Source organism: Rhizobium sp. ERR 942 (assembly GCF_007828395.1).
Taxonomy (GTDB): Bacteria; Pseudomonadota; Alphaproteobacteria; order Rhizobiales; family Rhizobiaceae; genus Rhizobium; species Rhizobium dioscoreae.
The window spans coordinates 459190-476933 of the sequence record NZ_VIUA01000004.1; the positions used below are offsets into that span (position 1 = coordinate 459190).

The 17744-nt window shown below is 58.1% G+C and carries 20 protein-coding genes; 9 read left to right on the forward strand and 11 right to left on the reverse strand.

Annotated elements, in window-relative coordinates; translation table 11 throughout:
• The first annotated feature begins 416 nt into the window (after window positions 1–416).
• Entirely contained in the window at window positions 417–620 is a 204-nt protein-coding gene (gene rpsU / locus FBZ97_RS19025) for a 30S ribosomal protein S21 (protein WP_095438691.1), read from the forward strand.
• Window positions 621–805: 185 nt separating this feature from the next.
• On the opposite strand, the gene FBZ97_RS19030 is transcribed toward rpsU, so the two are convergent.
• The 5 genes from FBZ97_RS19030 to FBZ97_RS19050 all read right to left on the reverse strand — a co-directional run bounded on the left by FBZ97_RS19030 (window position 806) and on the right by FBZ97_RS19050 (window position 4170).
• On the reverse strand, window positions 806–2149 hold the full coding sequence (locus FBZ97_RS19030; protein ID WP_145321208.1) for a sorbosone dehydrogenase family protein: 1344 nt from the start codon (window positions 2147–2149) through the stop codon (window positions 806–808).
• Window positions 2146–2595, reverse strand: coding sequence for a DUF2231 domain-containing protein (locus FBZ97_RS19035; RefSeq protein ID WP_145321206.1), 450 nt, complete (start codon window positions 2593–2595; stop codon window positions 2146–2148). Before FBZ97_RS19035 ends, FBZ97_RS19030 begins: the two co-directional genes overlap by 4 nt.
• Window positions 2596–2725: 130 nt before the next feature.
• Window positions 2726–2932 (reverse strand): hypothetical protein, encoded by a 207-nt coding sequence (locus FBZ97_RS19040; RefSeq protein WP_113353448.1) that lies wholly within the window; start codon window positions 2930–2932, stop codon window positions 2726–2728.
• Between the two features lie 10 nt (window positions 2933–2942).
• Complete coding sequence (locus FBZ97_RS34760; RefSeq protein ID WP_083258237.1) at window positions 2943–3125, reverse strand: hypothetical protein; 183 nt, start codon at window positions 3123–3125, stop codon at window positions 2943–2945.
• A gap of 190 nt (window positions 3126–3315) precedes the next feature.
• Entirely contained in the window at window positions 3316–4170 is an 855-nt protein-coding gene (locus FBZ97_RS19050) for an SDR family oxidoreductase (RefSeq protein WP_173002519.1), read from the reverse strand.
• A gap of 176 nt (window positions 4171–4346) precedes the next feature.
• Between FBZ97_RS19050 and FBZ97_RS19055 the strand changes: the two genes are divergently transcribed.
• The 6 genes from FBZ97_RS19055 to FBZ97_RS19080 all read left to right on the forward strand — a co-directional run bounded on the left by FBZ97_RS19055 (window position 4347) and on the right by FBZ97_RS19080 (window position 9518).
• Window positions 4347–5111: an SDR family oxidoreductase gene (locus FBZ97_RS19055; RefSeq protein WP_113353450.1), complete on the forward strand. Its 765-nt coding sequence runs from the start codon at window positions 4347–4349 to the stop codon at window positions 5109–5111.
• A 16-nt stretch (window positions 5112–5127) separates the two neighbouring features.
• The gene (locus tag FBZ97_RS19060; protein ID WP_113353451.1) at window positions 5128–5565 is read left to right on the forward strand and encodes a PPC domain-containing DNA-binding protein; all 438 of its coding nucleotides are present in this window, start codon (window positions 5128–5130) and stop codon (window positions 5563–5565) included.
• Between the two features lie 88 nt (window positions 5566–5653).
• Complete coding sequence (locus FBZ97_RS19065; RefSeq protein ID WP_113353588.1) at window positions 5654–7747, forward strand: catalase; 2094 nt, start codon at window positions 5654–5656, stop codon at window positions 7745–7747.
• A 169-nt stretch (window positions 7748–7916) separates the two neighbouring features.
• Window positions 7917–8237, forward strand: coding sequence for an oxidoreductase (locus tag FBZ97_RS19070; RefSeq protein WP_113353452.1), 321 nt, complete (start codon window positions 7917–7919; stop codon window positions 8235–8237).
• Between the two features lie 106 nt (window positions 8238–8343).
• The gene (locus tag FBZ97_RS19075) at window positions 8344–8553 is read left to right on the forward strand and encodes a hypothetical protein (protein ID WP_113331686.1); all 210 of its coding nucleotides are present in this window, start codon (window positions 8344–8346) and stop codon (window positions 8551–8553) included.
• A gap of 71 nt (window positions 8554–8624) precedes the next feature.
• Window positions 8625–9518 (forward strand): DUF72 domain-containing protein, encoded by an 894-nt coding sequence (locus FBZ97_RS19080; RefSeq protein WP_113353453.1) that lies wholly within the window; start codon window positions 8625–8627, stop codon window positions 9516–9518.
• A 25-nt stretch (window positions 9519–9543) separates the two neighbouring features.
• Here FBZ97_RS19080 and FBZ97_RS19085 read toward each other — a convergent pair whose 3' ends face one another.
• The 3 genes from FBZ97_RS19085 to FBZ97_RS19095 all read right to left on the reverse strand — a co-directional run bounded on the left by FBZ97_RS19085 (window position 9544) and on the right by FBZ97_RS19095 (window position 12245).
• Window positions 9544–9813, reverse strand: a complete 270-nt coding sequence (locus FBZ97_RS19085) for a hypothetical protein (protein ID WP_069614031.1) — start codon at window positions 9811–9813, stop codon at window positions 9544–9546.
• A gap of 157 nt (window positions 9814–9970) precedes the next feature.
• Entirely contained in the window at window positions 9971–11764 is a 1794-nt protein-coding gene (locus FBZ97_RS19090; protein WP_113353454.1) for a thiamine pyrophosphate-requiring protein, read from the reverse strand.
• 232 nt (window positions 11765–11996) lie between these two features.
• The gene (locus FBZ97_RS19095) at window positions 11997–12245 is read right to left on the reverse strand and encodes a hypothetical protein (protein ID WP_113331860.1); all 249 of its coding nucleotides are present in this window, start codon (window positions 12243–12245) and stop codon (window positions 11997–11999) included.
• 333 nt (window positions 12246–12578) lie between these two features.
• Here FBZ97_RS19095 and FBZ97_RS19100 point away from each other — a divergent pair, with 333 nt between their 5' ends.
• Window positions 12579–14573 (forward strand): ABC transporter ATP-binding protein/permease, encoded by a 1995-nt coding sequence (locus FBZ97_RS19100; protein WP_113395165.1) that lies wholly within the window; start codon window positions 12579–12581, stop codon window positions 14571–14573.
• A gap of 140 nt (window positions 14574–14713) precedes the next feature.
• Here FBZ97_RS19100 and FBZ97_RS19105 read toward each other — a convergent pair whose 3' ends face one another.
• Entirely contained in the window at window positions 14714–14968 is a 255-nt protein-coding gene (locus FBZ97_RS19105; protein WP_113353456.1) for a DUF982 domain-containing protein, read from the reverse strand.
• Between the two features lie 235 nt (window positions 14969–15203).
• Window positions 15204–15578 (reverse strand): hypothetical protein, encoded by a 375-nt coding sequence (locus FBZ97_RS19110; RefSeq protein ID WP_112721678.1) that lies wholly within the window; start codon window positions 15576–15578, stop codon window positions 15204–15206.
• Window positions 15579–15889: 311 nt separating this feature from the next.
• Here FBZ97_RS19110 and FBZ97_RS19115 point away from each other — a divergent pair, with 311 nt between their 5' ends.
• Complete coding sequence (locus FBZ97_RS19115) at window positions 15890–16732, forward strand: DUF1236 domain-containing protein (protein ID WP_113353458.1); 843 nt, start codon at window positions 15890–15892, stop codon at window positions 16730–16732.
• A 233-nt stretch (window positions 16733–16965) separates the two neighbouring features.
• Here the strand turns inward: FBZ97_RS19115 and FBZ97_RS19120 are convergent, their stop codons facing one another.
• Window positions 16966–17742 carry an ABC transporter permease gene (locus tag FBZ97_RS19120; RefSeq protein WP_145321203.1) on the reverse strand — a complete coding sequence of 259 codons (777 nt, stop codon included), beginning with the start codon at window positions 17740–17742 and terminating at the stop codon, window positions 16966–16968.
• Window positions 17743–17744: the final 2 nt, after the last annotated feature.

A 17744-nucleotide genomic window follows, 5' to 3' on the forward strand; every position in this document is an offset into this window, starting at 1 on the left:
ACGTTGGGAAGATGTTGCCCCCTTGCAACATCGGAATTCGATACCCATTTATCGGCTTGAGATATGCGGTTCCGCTCGCCCGTTGCATTGCAATGGCTGGTCCAGGCCTTAATCGCCCGACCCATCATGCGGTCCGTTCCTTGCCCTCCGTCCGATGACGTGACGGGCGCTTCCATCATCCATTGACATGAGCGCTGGCTTAGTGGCCGGCGCAGGAGATTTCATTGAAAAAATCAAAGGCAATCGACGCGCTCGCGGCGGTGAAGCCGCGCGGATGCGATCAACCCATCAACCAGCTCCCCGACAAAAGCTGGAAACCCTATCCCTGTTTGCTCACCCGCGAGGAGCTTCAGAAGCTGATAGCCGAGCAACTCGGCTGACGGCCGCCATTCATCACCAATAGTGAGGAGAACAAAATGCAGGTCCTGGTAAGAGACAACAATATCGAACAAGCAATCCGAGTTCTCAAACGAAAGATGCAGCGTGAAGGCTTGTTCCGGGAAATGAAGGAGCGACGAGCCTACGAGAAACCATCCCAGCGGCGTATTCGGGAAAAAGCGCAGGCCATCAGCAGACATCGCAAAGCCATGCGCAAAAGAATGAAGCGCGATGGCGGCTGATTAGGTCAGCCAGATCCGACATGAAATCGGATGAACACATCATAATGCATGCAAGTTCATTTCGTTCAGGGCGGCTTTGCCATGATGACCGCGACTATGCTGGCGCTTCAAGGCGCCTTTCGATCCGCCGGCATTGCGCGAAACGCGGGCCAAGCACACCGCTTTCTCGACGGCGTCGGTAAAGTTTACGGCGCTGCCGAGCTAACGCGCCAGACCGTATTGCCGACGTCATCGGCGATTAGCAAGGCGCCAGGCTTGTCGACCGCCAAACCTACCGGCCGGCCCCTCGCCTCGTTGTCGCCATTCAAGAAGCCGGTCACGACGTCTTGCGGAAGGCCTTTGGGCCGACCGTCCGCGAATGTGACGAAGACCACCTTGTAGCCGTTGAATTGGTGTCGATTCCAACTCCCGTGCTCGCCGACGAAGGCACCGCCGCGATACGCTTCCGGCAAACTGGTACCGGTATAGAAGACCATCCCAAGGGGCGCCACGTGCGAACTCAGCGCGTAATCCGGAACGATTGCCTTCGCCACAAGGTCTGGTCTTTGCGGCATGCCCCTGGGATCGATGTTCTTGCCAAAATAGCTGTACGGCCAACCATAGAAGCCGCCCTCCTTCACCGAAGTCATATAGTCCGGCACGAGATTGGGACCTCGCTCATCGCGCTCGTTGACGACTGCCCAGAGAGCGTGCGTCTGCGGCTCCCAGGAAAGACCATTCGGATTTCTCAATCCATCCGCGAAGATGCGATGGCGCCCCGTTGCTCTATCGACCTCCCAGATGGAGGCGCGGTCCATTTCAGCCTGTATGCCGTTTTCCGTGATATTGCTGTTCGAGCCGACACCGACATAAAGTAGCGTACCATCAGGGCTCGCCACAAGGCTCTTGGTCCAATGGTGATCGATGGGTGCGCCGGGCAAATCGGTAAGTTTCGTTCCCGGATCGGGGATGCTCGTCTCTCCCGTCTTGTATGGATAACGCATGATCTTGTCCGTCTCCGCGACATACAGGTCGCTACCGACAAGAGCGACACCGAAAGGGGAGGCGAGATGATCGAGAAAAACGCTCTTCGTTTCGGCAACTCCATCCCCATCGGCGTCACGCAGCAAGGTTATACGGTTGCTTCCTTCATTGCTGCCGGCAGATGTCGCCATCGACTCGATCCAGCCCATGATCAGATCCTTGGGACGCTTGATCGATGCCGCGGGCGGCGCAACAGATTCCACGGCAAGAACATCGCCATTCGGCAGCACATAAACCGAACGCGGGTGCTTCAGTCCTGTCGCGAACGCCTTTATCTGCAATCCTTCCGCAACCTTTGGCTTGTCGCCGTTTTGCCAGCCGATCACCTTCGCGACATGCATCGGTGGGATGAGATATTGCGTCTGGGCCGGCAATGTCGGATTTGGTCCGACCTGATCCTTCGGATCCTCTTCGTTCTGACCGCAGCCAGACAGGATAAGGATCGTGCCGCAGATAAGCGCGGCAACGGGGGATGGCGCGGTCAACTTACCTACACCGATCTTCATCTCTCGGCTCCCGGATCTCTGCGGAAAATCAATACCCGCCTTATCCAGCCGCTCAAAAGGACGAGAACGACCACCACGGATGAAAGAATAAGCCCGGTCGGAACGACGGAAGTCCATGCATCCCGGCTATGCACGAGCGCGTTAAAGAAGGACAAGACGAGGATAAGAACGCCGCAGATCGAATAAAGCCAGACTGGTCCGCGCATCAAGGAAAGGCGCCTGCCGAGTGCATCGATTATCATGGCGATTATAGCAAGCAAGCCGAACAGCAAGCCAACCGCGAGCAGCCACGCGGAAGCATCCGCCCACATCATCTCGGCGGTTGCCCAATAGGCCAGGTCCGTTGCCAATGTGCCAAGGAAGCAAACCATCGGGATCGGAATGAGGAGCGAGTGAAGGGGGCGGGGCGGAAGAGGGTGTGCAGCGCGAAGGTCCTGTGCGACCATATCGGTGTCTCCAATATTCCTGAGAGCACCCAAACATTTATCGACTTGCTTTGTTCCAGGCGGACAATTGGGGTCTTACGGACTGCATCGGGCCTTCCGCTCGGCTTCTCGACACGAGCGGAATTCGGCCTCAGCTTGCGGAGTGGCCACCTTTCCGGCTGGGATCGTGGCCATGATGGCGATCTCGTTCGCCGCCGCCGCCGGAAACCTTGCTGCGGTCCCGCTTATCGGGCTCGGCCGGCGGCTTTGGAATATTCAAGGGCGCCTTGGCATTTTCATGGGATGCTCCCGGGCCGCCTTGGCGAATACTGGCCGGTGTTTTCGTCGACGTGGACATTGACACCTCCCTATCGATCCTGTTGATGCCCCTGGTGACTGGTATTGATCCGGCTATTTCCCTGCTGACCTTTCTTGTCGGGATCCACCGTCATGTCAGGCTTATGGGGGTCGGATATCGATGGCTTGGCGTGGTCACCAACACCTTTATCGCTTCGATTCTCCTCGGGAACCGGTGGTGGTCTGCTGTTCATCATCTCCTCCTGTCATTGCCTTGCCAGAAGCTGTGGACGATTTATCTTGGCCGTCTTGCTGCATTCGTTGTCATGGCCAAACCACTTCCAGCCCGGAATGTTCCGAGAATGAGCGCCGTTCGCGGACATAAGCACATGATTTCGATCTGAAGAGCGCGGCTCAGCTCCGTGTCGCGCAGATGCACCGAACTCAAAGGAGAGGCTTGCCCCCAGTGACCGCGACGGTCGTGCCGGAAACATAGCTGGAGAGTGGATCGGCAAGCATGACATAGGCCGTTGCCAGTTCAGCCGGCTGACCCGGTCGCTTCATCGGCACTTGCTTTCCGAAATTCTCGACTGCTTCCGACGTCATTGTCGAAGGGATCAATGGCGTCCAAATAGGTCCTGGCGCCACGGCATTGGCGCGAATGCCTTTTTCCGCGAGCAATTGCGCCAGCCCCGCGGTAAAATTCTGGATGGCCCCTTTGGTGGTGGCATAGGCAAGCAATGTGGGGTTTGGAGTGTCCGAGTTGATGGACGCCGTATTGATGATGGCGCTGCCCGGCTTCATGTGCGGTACGGCCGCCTTGGTCAGATAGAACATGGCATGGATATTGACCTTGAAGGTCAATTCCCATTCCTCGTCACTGATATCGCCGATATCTTGAAAGCTCGCCTGATGCGCGGCATTGTTGACAAGAATATCGATCCCTCCCAGTTCGGCGACGGCCTTGTCGATGATATCTCGACAATGTCTGGGATCCTGAATATCGCCGGCCATCAACACCGCCTTGCGGCCGGCCTCCTCGACCCATTTCTTGGTTTCGTGAGCATCGTCGTCTTCGCTCAGATAGGCGATCAAAACATCCGCGCCCTCGCGGGCAAAGGCGATCGCGACAGCGCGGCCAATGCCGCTGTCACCGCCGGTGATGACAGCCCTTTTGCCGGCAAGCTTTCCTGATCCGTGATAGGTCACCTCTCCATGATCGGGTTTCGGATGCATGTCGGCGGTATAGCCGGGCATGGGCTGTTGCTGCGGCGGAAATGGTGGTCGTGGATGTGTCATGACTTTGCTTCCGGAGATGATTGCGTTGTCATTCCAAACCATCCACCTCGCTTTCGGTTCCATCCATGGCACACTATCCGCCCGGTGCATCGGGGAACATTCAAGTCCGGTCCTGGTTCCTATCGAAAGCTACGTTTCGATAGATCCCGTTTCGCCGATTTTGAAAGGACAGCCCGATGCATCGCTTCGAAGGAAAGGTCGTCATCGTAACAGGTGCTGCATCGGGAATGGGAGAGGCGACGGCACGGCGCTTTTCCAAGGAAGGCGCCAATGTCGCTCTCGTCGACCGCCGCGAGGATGCGCTGGAAAAAGTCATCGCGGATTTGCCAGCCGAACGCAGCCTTAAGCAGTTGGTGGATGTATCGGCATCGTCGGCGGTCGCCGCGATGGTAGCGGCGGTGGTGGAACGGTTCGGTCGCCTTGACGTCATCGTGAACAATGCTGGCATTCACGAGGGTGGCGCGCCCGCCGACATTTCCAACGAGCAATGGCGCGATGTCATGGCGACCGATCTGGACGGCGTGTTTTTCGGTTGTCGTGCGGCCATACCGCATCTTGAAAAGACCAAGGGGTCGATCATCAACACTGCCTCCGTCTCCGGCACCGGCGGCGATTGGGGTATGAGCCCCTACAACGCCGCCAAGGGTGCCATCGTCAATCTGACCCGCGCGCTGGCGCTAGATCTCGGCCGAAAGGGAATTCGCGTCAATTCCGTATGCCCGAGCCTCACGCGCACTGGCATGACGGAGGACATGCTCAAGGATGAAGCCCTCGTTGCCAAGTTCAAGGAACGCATTCCACTTGGTCGTGTCTGCGAGCCGGACGAGGTCGCGGCCGTCATCGCCTTTCTGGCAAGCGACGATGCAAGCTTCGTGACCGGCGCCAACATCGCCGTCGATGGTGGCGTGTCGGCTTCCAACGGCCAGCCGGCACAGGATTGAAAGGGAGACGAGCGCGATGAATTTCAAGAAAGTTGACCTGCGGAACGGCCTGAAGACCTATGTCGTCGTGCTCGATGCGAATGAGGAAGCATTCTCCACGCTCGCCCGCTTCGCCACGGATCAGGACCTGAAGGGGGCTTCGATCACCGCGATAGGCGCGTTTGAACGCGCGACTGTCGGCTGGTTCGATTTTAGCGAGCGAAGCTACCGCAAGATCCCGATTACCGAGCAATGCGAGGTGCTGAGCCTGATCGGCGATATCGCGACAGGCGACGATGGCAAGGCGAGCCTCCATCTTCATGCCGTCCTCGGTCTGAAGGATGGCTCCACGCGCGGCGGCCACTTTCTCGACGGTATCGTGCATCCGACCTTGGAAGCGACCATCGTGGAAACACCGGCGGAATTGCAGCGTCGGCATCAAGAGGATCTCGGCATCGCGCTGATCGAACTTTGAGGTCACCAGCCGCCATCTCCGGCCAATCGGAACATTGCCCGTCGAACAAGGTTCGGTCAGCGGTTCCAACGGCAAAAAAGAGGATATCATGGCGAAGGACACGAGCTTCGAAACATCGCGCGGCGAAGGCGGGGAGACGCACCAGCATATTCCCGAAAGCGGTCCCCATGGCGACGCGGAGCATCTGACCACCAATCAGGGTATCCGGGTGTCGGACAATCAGAACAGCCTGAAGTCCGGGGTCCGTGGCCCGACGCTGCTTGAAGATTTCGTCCTGCGTGAAAAGATCTTCCATTTCGACCATGAGCGCATCCCTGAACGGATCGTGCATGCACGAGGTTCGGCCGCACACGGCTTCTTCGAGCTCTATGAATCGCTGTCCGATGTGACCAGCGCCGATCTGTTTCAGCGCAAGGGTGAAAAGACGCCGGTCTTCGTCCGCTTTTCGACCGTTGCCGGCGGTGCCGGCTCGGTGGATACGCCGCGTGACGTGCGCGGCTTCGCCGTGAAATTCTATACCAAGCAGGGTAATTGGGACCTTGTCGGCAACAACATCCCCGTCTTCTTCATTCAGGATGCGATGAAATTCCCCGATCTTGTGCATGCCGTGAAGATGGAGGCCGACCGCGCGTATCCGCAGGCGGCTACCGCCCATGATACGTTCTGGGACTGGGCGTCGCTGATGCCGGAATCCACGCATATGCTGATGTGGGCGATGTCCGATCGAGCTATTCCGCGCTCGCCGCGCATGATGCAAGGCTTCGGCGTCCACACGTTTCGCTTCGTCAACGATGCCGGTAAATCCACATTCGTGAAATTCCACTGGAAGCCGAAGCTCGGCATTCAATCGCTTGTCTGGGACGAGGCATTGAAGCTGCAGGCGGCCGACAATGACTACCATCGCCGCGACCTCTTCGAGGCGATCGCGGCCGGGCATTTTCCTGAATGGGAACTGGGCCTGCAGCTCTTCGACGATGCCTTTGCCGAAAACCTTCCCTACGACGTCCTCGATGCCACGAAGATCATCCCGGAAGAGGTACTGCCGGTAAAGATCGTCGGACGGCTGGTTCTCGATCGCAATCCGGACAATTTCTTCGCGGAAACCGAGCAAGTGGCGTTCTGCCCGGCAAACATCGTCCCAGGCGTCGATTTCACCAACGATCCCCTGCTGCAGGGCCGGCTCTTCAGCTATCTCGACACGCAGAAATCCCGCCTTGGGACCGCGAACTTCCATCAACTGCCGATCAATGCGCCCAAATGCCCCGTCATGAACTTCCAGCGCGACGGGCAGATGCAGATGCAAGTGCCGAAGGGCCGCGCGAACTACGAACCGAATAGCCTTGGCGACAACGGCGAAATCGGCGGTCCGCGCGAATGTCCGGTGACGGGCTTCCGCACCTATGAGCATCAAGCCGGGAAGGAAGAGCAGGGCGATAAGCTGCGCGTGCGCGGTGAACTCTTTGCCGACCATTACAGTCAGGCTCGTCTTTTCTGGAAGTCCCAGACACCGTCGGAACAGGCTCACATCGCATCGGCCTTCGTCTTCGAATTATCGAAGGTTCAGCTTCAGCACGTGCCGCCCCGCATGGTCGGCAACCTCATGAATGTCGATGCGGGGCTTGCCAACAGGGTCGCCGCGGGCCTCGGGCTCGTCAACCCGACCAGGAATTTGCCGGCGCGTGAGCCGATCGATCTCGCCCCCTCCCCCGCTCTTTCCATCCATAAGAACATGAAGGAGACGCTCGAAGGGCGGCAGATCGGCATATTGATCGCCGACGGAAGCGACGCCAAGGCGATCTCCGATCTCGTCGAAGCCCTCAACGACGCCAAGGCGAGGCCTTTCATCGTGGCGCCCAAGGTGGGGGAGACGAAGCTTTCCGACGGAAATACGATCCGTGCCGATGGGCAGCTCCTTGGTTCGCCTTCGCAGCTTTTCGATGCCGTTGCCGTCATCCTCGCGAAGGAAGGCGCCGCTGTGCTCCTCAACGAAGGGGCTGCCGTGCAATGGGTGATGGATGCTTTCGGACACCTAAAGGCGATCGGTCATGACGCTGCCGCCAAGGCGCTTCTCGACAAGGCGGGCATTCAACCCGACGCCGGTGTCGTGGATCTCGCCTCCTTCCTGAGTGCCGCGCCCAAGCGATATTGGGACCGCGAGCCCCGTGTCCGGATGCTCGCCTGATGGGCAAGCTCCCTCACGTCGCTGCCTGCCTCCGTTGGTGATCAGCGGTGTCCACCGATTGTCGCGCCATTCCCTGATCTGATTACCAGCGAGGAAATATCGGAAAATCCGGAAACAACTGCCCGCCATTGGAGTTGGAAGGTGGCAAATCCAAAGAAAGGAAATACCAATGTTGACGAGAATAATCGCAGTCTGTGCTCTTTCGATCGGCATGGCCACGGCAGCCATGGCTCAGCAATCAGGTTCCGGCGGAACAGGCAATTCCGGAAGTGGTAACGGCGCCGGCACCGGTTCGCAGAGCAATGGCACCTCCAACGGAACTGGAGGCGCCAATAGCAATACCACCGGAACCAACGGAACTCCGAATTCCAACGGTCAGTCCCAGGACTGCAATGCCATGAAAACCGGCAAGAACACGACGCAAGGTACGGATACGCAAAACAATAGCCAGTCGAGCGACAGCACGTCCAGCCAGAACTGCCCGCAATAATAATGGTGGAAATGCGAAATGCCTCCCGCATTTCGCACACCTCTTGGCTGTCGGTGTCCGTGACGTGGATCACCGGCAGCGGGAGGGCCAATCAAGGAGACAAATCATGATGAATGGCGCTCAGGAACTTGCCGAGGAATATCTAAGGCTCGGTGGAAAAAGACTTCTGGTAATGGATGACAACATCCTGTCGACCAACAGCTGGGAGGCTGATCCGCTCGAAGCTGAAGCCTTTTGGAAAAGGGAAATCGAGAGTTTGGCACCAAGACAACGCAACGAGGTCATGTCGTTCCTGCCGTCCATCAACGTTACCTGACGGGATCGACGGGCATTGAATTACGACATCGTCTCTTGCACAGGCAAGGTGATCCGGAGGCGGTATGAACCATGGTAAAGGCTGGAACGATCCGCATCGGAATTTCCGGGTGGACGTACGCACCCTGGCGCGGCGTTTTCTATCCGAAGGGCGTGACCCAGAAACACGAATTGTCCTACGCCTCGTCGCAATTTCCATCCATTGAAATCAACGGCACATTCTACAGCCTGCAGACACCCGACACCTTCGCAAGATGGCGGGAGGCCACTCCAGACGACTTCGTTTTCGCGGTCAAGGGATCACGCTATATAACCCATCTACGAAGGCTTCGCGATATCGAGGTGCCGCTTGCCAATTTCATGGCCTCCGGCCTCTTGCGGCTGGGAGCAAAGCTGGGACCCATACTTTGGCAGTTTCCTCCCCGGCTGCGGTTCGATCGAGAACTGTTCTCCAATTTCATCCACCTGCTGCCAAAGGACACGGATGAGGCACTTTCCTTGGCCAAGCGGCATGATGAGCGCTTGAACGGCCGAGATTGGTTGATGGCGGACAAAAGGAGACCGATCCGGCATGCATTCGAAATCCGCAACGAGAGCTTCGTGGACGCCGATTTCATTGAACTCTTGCGGAAGCATCGGATCGGGCTCGTTTGCGCCGATACCGTCGAGTGGCCGTTGCTGATGGATGTCACCGCGGACTTTATCTATTGCCGCCTGCATGGCTCGGAAGAACTCTATGTCAGCGGCTACGATGATGAAGCGTTGAGCATGTGGGCGGAGCGCATCGCCGATTGGGCGCACGGGCGCGAGCCGGACAATGCCAACCGTGTCCTGAAGCCATTGAAGCGGTCACGACGGGGTCGCGATGTCTATGTCTATTTCGATAATGACGTGAAGGTGCGGGCGCCGGCCGACGCGCGGCGGCTCAGCCAGTATCTTGGGCTGGTCTGGCAAAAAGGTCCGTAAGGAGGAGCACGCGGCGGCATCATACTTATTCAAGCCGCCCCCAGGCCGGATTCCAGTTCACGCCTTCCGACAGTTCGACATAGATGGGCCGCATAACCTCATTCGACATCTTGTTGCGAGCGGCCCGAAAGGCGTCATCTGGCTCCATTTCCTCACCAGGAAAAACCGTGTCATCCTCTCCTGGCGACATGACCTTGCGCAGGAATCCTCGGATCTGATCGCCGGAATGGTAGAACTTGATGACGATGGAGCCTGGCGGCACGTTGTTCTTACGATACCTATGATAGGTTTCCACCTTACACCTCCTGACGTTGTCGCCTGTTGCCGCGTCCAGAGCACTTCGCCGTCTCGCGCTATGCTCTTTCATTCAGCCAAGGCTTAGTCGATTGACATCGGTCCAAACCACCCTTCCCAGCATTGGTTCCCGCAGCGCAGCCGACATTTGCCCGTCGTCACCTGTTGGCGCGACTAGGAAGGATGGCACTCAGCGCCTGTCTTAGCGTTCCCTTGATCACACCGCTTTCTTCAGGATCCCCTTTCAGCAGGGCGGTGGTCAGGTTGCGCATCTGCTCGAAAGTCAGGTGCGGCGGTATCGGCGGCACTTCGGGATCTGTCTTGACCTCGAGAACAACGGGACGATCGGCGGTAAGCGCTTCATCCCAGGCGGCGCCAAGCGCCTCCGGTCGATCGACGAAAATCCCCTGAAGGCCAATCATGTCGGCGAAGCGATGATAGGGGACATCGGGGATCCGCTGCGAGGCATCAAATTTTGGGTCTCCTTCCATGACGCGTTGCTCCCAAGTCACCTGGTTGAGATCCTCGTTGTTGAAGACGCAGACGACCATGCGTGGGTCGGACCATTCGCGCCAGTATTTCGTCACGGTGATCAACTCCGCCATGTTGTTCATCTGCATGGCGCCATCACCGACCAGGGCGACGATTGGCCGATCCGGATGCGCGACCTTCGCGGCGATCGCATAGGGCACCGCCGCCCCCATGGACGCGAGACCGCCGGACAAGGAGGCCATCATGCCGCGGCGCATGCGCAAATCGCGCGCGTACCAATTGGCGCATGAACCGGAATCGCTCGTGACGATGACGCCGTCTGGCAGGCGTGGCGAAAGCTCCCAGACGACACGCTGCGGGTTGACCGGATTGGCCTCCACGTGCGCCCTCGCCTCCAGCGTTCGCCACCACTTTCCGACACTCGTCTCGATCTCCTTGCGCCAGGAAAGATCCTGCTTCTGCTTGAGAAGCGGCAGCAATGCCTGCAAGGTCTCCCGGGCGTCGCCGACAAGATTGACCTCCATGGGATAACGCAAGGAGAGCATGTCAGGCCGGATATCGATCTGAACCCCTTTTGCATCGCCTTCTTCGGGCAGGAACTCCGAATAAGGAAAACCGGATCCGACGACCAACAGGGTATCGCAGTCTCGCATCAGGTCCCAGGATGGTTCGGTACCCAGAAGGCCGATGGAGCCGGTGACCCACGCCAGATCATCCGGTAGGGCGGCCTTGCCGAGCAAGGCTTTCGCCGCTCCTGCTCCCAGCCGGTCCGCGACCGCGATCAGCTCGTCGCTCGCGCCCAACGCGCCGGCACCGACGAGCATCGCGACCCTCTTTCCGGCATTCAGGACGGACGCGGCGCGCTTCAGATCGATCTCGTGCGGCACCGTTCTCGGTGCCACATAGCCGACGCCCGACATGACCGAGCCATGCTTGCGTGGCGGCGTCTCATAGGGCATCTCCTGCAGGTCGTTCGGCAGGATGACGGCAGTGACCGTCTTGTTCGCCAGCGCGATGCGCGCGGCCCGATCGACCAGATGGCGTACTTGCGCGGGAGCTGAGGCCTGATGGACGAAGTTGCCGGCAACATCCTTGAAGAGCGATGCGAGATCGACTTCCTGTTGATAGTGACCGCCCAGCGCCCGACGGGCCTGCTGGCCGACAAGGGCCAAGACAGGTTGATGATCCAACCGCGCATCATAGAGCCCGGTCACCAAATGCGTGGCACCCGGTCCAGAGGTGGCGACGCAAACGCCAAGCTCGCCTGAGAATTTGGCATAAGCCGACGCCATGAAAGCGGCCATCTCCTCGTGACGAGCCTGAACGAATTCAATTTTTCCATCGGCCCGGTTCAAAGCCCCGAAGAGGCCGTTGATGCCATCTCCGGGATAGCCGAAGATGCGTCGCACGCCCCAATCGTAGAGGCGCTGCACGATAAAGTCGCCAACCGTCTTTGCCATGATCCATCTCCACTTGTCGCGCGCCATCAAAGCGCGTGGGGTCCAACAAGCAGAGGCTCTTTATGTTCCCGCTATCGGAAGAGGCAGTCATTGGAAAAGCCGGGCATGCGAAGCCTTCGTCGCCGTCCATCGGACGCATCGATCATCGTTCGACACGTCTCTCTGCTAATCCATGAAAAGCCCTCGCATTGCACAATGAACACGTGCGAGATCATCGCTCGCCATTGTGTGGCTACGACCGGATCTTTTGACCATCAAGGTAACCGTGCTCGTAGGCTTTGGCCAGTTCGCTATTGTCAGGATAAGGGTTCTTTCTATTCTCGGCTTCACATTTTCCCGCCTTGACTCCCTCTTCATACGCTTCCTTTTCACTTTCTGAAGCGGGAAGACGAGGCGATTGCTCGGGGTAATATTGTATCGGATTCGGCAGCCCAAGCGCGGGTGCGAAAAGCGAAGCTATGATTGGCTTTTGCGGGCACATGATGAATTCCTCCTGATATTGAAACGCCATTTGCGATGGACGAGTTCCCTGGAGCCGTCTCATCATTGGCGCGCTGCCATCCGCGCGATAGCGCCGGCCAACACAAGCCAAGGGCGCGTGGTGCGCCCATGGGGTGCATTCTTCCTTGACCGAGGTGCACCTTCGTTCCTAGGGATAAGATACAGTAATCAACCGACTTACGCTTTTACATGAACCTTCCGTTACATGCCGAGGGTTCGCGCGACGACTGCCTCATTGTCCCGACACATGGCCGCCACCATCGACGACATTCCTATTGTGAAACTTTTTGAATTTTAGTCCGTTGTCGTGCTTATGACCGACGCTAAATCCAATCCGAAATCGGTCGACGGCGCCAAGTCGCCTGGGCGTGAGAGGTCGCGCCGGGAGAAAGCTCCGACTATTGATGTCGAGCCACCAGCAAATATTATTGAATCCGATCCGGACATGACGCCCGAGGAGGCCGAACGGGCACGCAAAGGGTACTTGCTTGCACGTTTCTGGATCAGCGCGCGTGGCTACTGGAGTCGCCGCGGAGATGGCTTCGCGTGGCCGTGCACGATCGGACTACTTGCGCTGATCGGCCTGAACGTCTGCTTCCAGTATGGCATTAACATCTGGAACCGCGCGATTTTTGACGCCATTGAGCAACGCAACGCCCACACCGTTTATGTCCTGAGCGCGGTGTTTCTGCCGCTGGTGCTCGGAAGTGTCGCCCTTGTCACGGTACAAGTCTACATTCGCATGATGATCCAGAGACGATGGCGCTCCTGGCTGACGACCGGGCTCATCGCTCGCTGGCTCGCGAACGGCCGTTATTATCAGCTGAACCTGATCGGCGGCGAAGGCCACAAGAACCCCGAGGCGCGTCTCTCCGAGGATTTGCGCATCGCCACGGAGTCCCCGGTCGATTTCCTGGCCGGCGTCATTTCCGCGTTCTTGTCGGCATCGACCTTCATCGTCGTCCTGTGGACGATCGGCGGAGCCCTGACGTTCCAGATCGCTGGTTCAGTCATTACAATTCCCGGCTTTCTTGTCGTCACCGCGGTTCTCTATGCCGTGGTCACGTCCACCTCGATGGCAGTTATCGGCCGGCACTTCGTCGAGATTTCCGAGGTCAAGAACCAGGTGGAAGCGGAATTTCGCTATACGCTGACACATGTGCGCGAAAACGGCGAGAGCATCGCATTGCTCGGCGGCGAAGAGGAGGAGCGTAATGACCTCGAACGAACTTTTGGCAATGTGCTGAGGCAATGGGCGCGGTTGGCGCATCAATACATGCGCACGACGCTTATCTCGCAAGGGTCGATGCTGATCGCGCCCGTCGTGCCGGTCCTGCTTTGCGCACCGAAATTCCTCGAAGGCAGCATGACGCTCGGTCAAGTGATGCAGTCTGCCTCTGCCTTCGCCATCGTCCAGAGTGCGTTCGGATGGCTGGTGGACAACTATCCGCGGCTTGCCGACTGGAATGCCTCCGCACATCGCGTCGCATCGCTCATGACGTCACTCGACGGATTGGAGCGTGCCGAAAAGAGCGATTCCCTCGGACGCATCAAGCAGGGTGAAACAGAAGGCAAGGTGATGCTGTGCTTAAATAATCTTTCCGTGACGCTCGACGACGGCACCTCCGTGGTCAGGGAGACGGAGGTCGAGATCGAGCCGGGCGAACGCGTGTTGGTCGCCGGAGAATCCGGCACGGGAAAAAGCACGCTCGTACGGGCCATTTCCGGTCTTTGGCCTTGGGGTCATGGCAGCGTCAATTTTCATCCCGGTAGCCGATTGTTCATGCTGCCCCAGCGACCCTATATCCCATCGGGCACACTTCGCCGGTCCGTGGCCTATCCGCGAGCGGCCGAGGACTGGACGCTGGATGAGATCAAAGCGGCCCTTGAGAAGGTCGGGCTTGACTATCTCAACGACAGAATTGAGGAAGATGCGCCTTGGGACCAGACGCTCTCGGGCGGCGAGAAACAGAGGCTCGCATTCGCGCGTCTTCTGCTACACGATCCCGATATCATCGTCCTGGATGAGGCCACATCAGCGCTCGATGAAAAAAGCCAGGACAAGATGATGGAGATGGTGATCCGCGAACTGCCGAAGGTCACCATTATCAGCGTCGGGCACAGAGCCGAGCTGGAGGCCTTCCATAGCCGCAAGATCACCCTTGAGCGACGTGAGGGTGGCGCGATGCTTGTCAGCGACATTGATCTCGCCCAGCGCGGGAAAAGACGGAACCTGCTTTTGCGCCTCTTGGATGACCAACGGCCCGCAGCAAGAGGCAACTTGGCTCACGGGAAACAGCACCGTTAGGAAAGACTGACATTTGCCTCATCATCAGTCCGGTGGCACCGAGGGCAACACATGATCTTTCGTGTAGTCTGATAGAGCGCATGGCCGCTAGGAATATGGCTGTCATTACAAAGTCGGATCGAGCGCGTCGTGCTCGCCCATCACGCTTCAAATATTTGGATACCGCTTTCTTTAAGCGCGGCGAGGAACGCGGCTCTTGCTACCAGGGCCTCCACGTGACCTTGGTGCGCACTGATCAACGTTCGCTTCGCATTCTTGAAGGCGATCCCGTGCGACTTTGCGGGCCAGTTCCGCAGCAGGTAATAGGTGGCGGTCTCCGTGTTGGCGATCGTCAGGCGCTGACCGGGTTTGCGCGTCTCGACGGTGATTGGCTTGTTCCACAATTGTTGTGTCATGATTGTCCTCTTGCGGCGAAACGGCACCGCGATCCGAATGTTCCGCCGAGGTTGTCACCAAAGCCGCAAGCCAAAGCCACCCAAGCTCGAGCTTTCACCTGAGCGAACTCGGCGGAGCCTTTCCCCGCCACATGGACCGTGATCATTCCGACCGAACGGTCGCTCTGACCGACAGGCAAATCCTTGGCTTCAAAGGCGGGCACCAAATCTAACATTCCTTCACCACTCACAGCGGCTATTTTTCCGCTCGTTGCAAGAGAACGCGCATTTCCTCGAAGCGTCGCTTGCGGTCCGCATCGCTCTCATTCGCAGTATAGCAAGTGGTTGATACGCAGAACTTAGCGAGATTATGGGGTTTGTCGGGCTTGTCGAATTCACATTCGAAGGTGTCGGTCATTTCCGCGGGAGATGTTCCCTGACGGGTGGAATAGGCCATGCGCACACCAGGCGGCTTCAGTTCCGGAAAGGATTGGATAGCGCCGATCGCGAGGCTATCCGACAGGAAGAAGTTCTTGGCTACGATCTTGCAGGTTGCCTCAAGATCGGCCGACTGCGCGAAAGCCGCTGCCGGCATCAGCGCGAGGCCAAATAGAATCAAAGGTTTGATCACGGTAAGCTCCTTCAGCGAGGTTTCCGCTGTTTCAGAACGCAAATAACAAAGAAGGGAATGCCGATCGCGTTGCAAAGTTCCTTTAAAGAGCCCGCTCGGAGTGATCAAAGTTGCGCCATGCCGACACAGTCCGACAAGGCTTACCCACCGCAAAAAATAGCTGCGGCATGTTGGAAGCTCACGGCCGAGCCTTCAGTCGGATGCCCGTGCGACTGAAGTCCAATGCCGGAACATGGAGGCCCGTCACCTTGTTCGTCCTATAGCGGCGGATAAACGCCGTTATGTACTCAACAGCGAGAAAAGAGAAAATCATGAAGACGACGAACAGACTTGCCGTTCTGATGACGGCGCTTTCAATCGGTGTTTCCTTCGCAGCCATCACACCCGCAAGCGCGCAGGATACCCAGGTCATCCCCAAAAGCGGCACGACGCGCGACAGCAAGCCATCGACCAGCGAGCAACAGCCACAGTCCGGAACATCCACCAAGGACTTGAAGGGAAATTCAGATAATTCTCCCGGCCAGGCACCGGCCCAATCCACTCAAGGCAATCAGGATTCGAAGTCGAATGGCAGTCAGAACAACAGCTCGACAAACACCGGAGCAACAGGCCAGACAGGAAGCCAATCCGGAGACCAAACTCAAGAAGGCAATGGTACCAAGGCAGGAACCAACAACAAATCAGCATCTCCCCAGTCCCGAGGCACCAACAGCTCGAACGATGAGCAAGGGACTGGTCAAGGTGGTACAGACACCAACAAAGCGGGTTCCGCGGGAAGCTCCGGCAGCAATATGAAAGCCCCTAGCGGCACCAAGCAGAATCAACAGACGGACACGACCGGAGGTGAGACGGGAAGCAAAACCACAACAAAAACAAACACGCAGGGCGGCTCGCAAGTCCAGGTCTCCGTTGAGCAACAAACACAGATCCGGCAGGTGGTTAAAGAGGTCCATGTCACCCCCGTTCGCGAGACGGATTTCTCGGTATCGGTAGGCGCAACCATTCCCCGGAAGATCGAGCTGGAGCCGCTGCCGCCGCGCATCGTCCAGATCGTTCCGCAATATAAGGCGTATCGATTCTTCGTCCTAGCGGACGGACGGATCGTCATCGTCGATCCCTCGACATTCACGATCGTCTATATCATCGATGCCTAGTTCTGGATGTTTGCGGGCGCCAGAGTTTTCATGGCGTCCGCAAACATATGTCTTGCCCGATGCCGTCAGGCAGGCAAGGCAGAAGTTGCAGGAATTTCGATCCGGCCGCTCATTGCATCAACAGTGGGCGATTGAACGTGTCCGCGGGGCCAAGATCGAGAACGGTCTCGAGAACAGCAGCCGAGGAACCGGGTTTAGCTGCTTGATACATTGAAGCGCATGATGTTCGCAGCCTATACGGTCTGCTTAGGCCGCCAGCGCAACAAATAAGCTTCAAGCGCGGAGGCAAGGCGATTTAGTGTAAAGCCGACGAAGCCGAGCACCAGGACGCCGACCATGACGAGCGCCATGTCGAACCGCTCCCGACCGGCGATGACCAGGCCGCCGATGCCCGGACCGACGGCCAGGAAATATTCCGCGCCGACCGTTGCCAGCCAGGCATAGATCAAGCCGAGATGCACGCCGGTGGCGATCGACGGCATCGCCGCCGGAATATAGATCCGCAATGCCTTCTGCCGCGCATTGAACCTTAGCGCCGTTGCGACCTCAAGCAGTTCGGCCGGCGCCTCACGCATGCCACCATAGGTATTGAGAACGATAGGAATGAAGGCGGCGAGCGCGACGAAGACGATCTTCGCCTGTTCGCCAAAGCCGAACCAGACCGAGATCAGCGGTATCCAGGCCAGAAGGGAGATCTGCTTCAGTCCATTGAAGGTCGGCATGATCAGGCGGTCGGCAATCCGGGAGAGCGCCAGCAGGCTCGCAAAAGCGATGCCGAGCACGCATCCAATCAGGAAGCCGGCAATATTGCGCATCAGGCTGAAACCCAGTTCGCCGATAAGATCATTGTCGATCAGCTCACGCTTGGCCGTGCCGACGACATCCTCTAGCGACGGCAGAAAGCGCGCGTCCACGAGACCCGTCCGGCTTGAAACCTCCCAGGCCACGAGGAGGAGGATCGGCAACGTCATGCCGCGCCGGAAACGTACGAAACGGCTTGCTCTTGCCATTG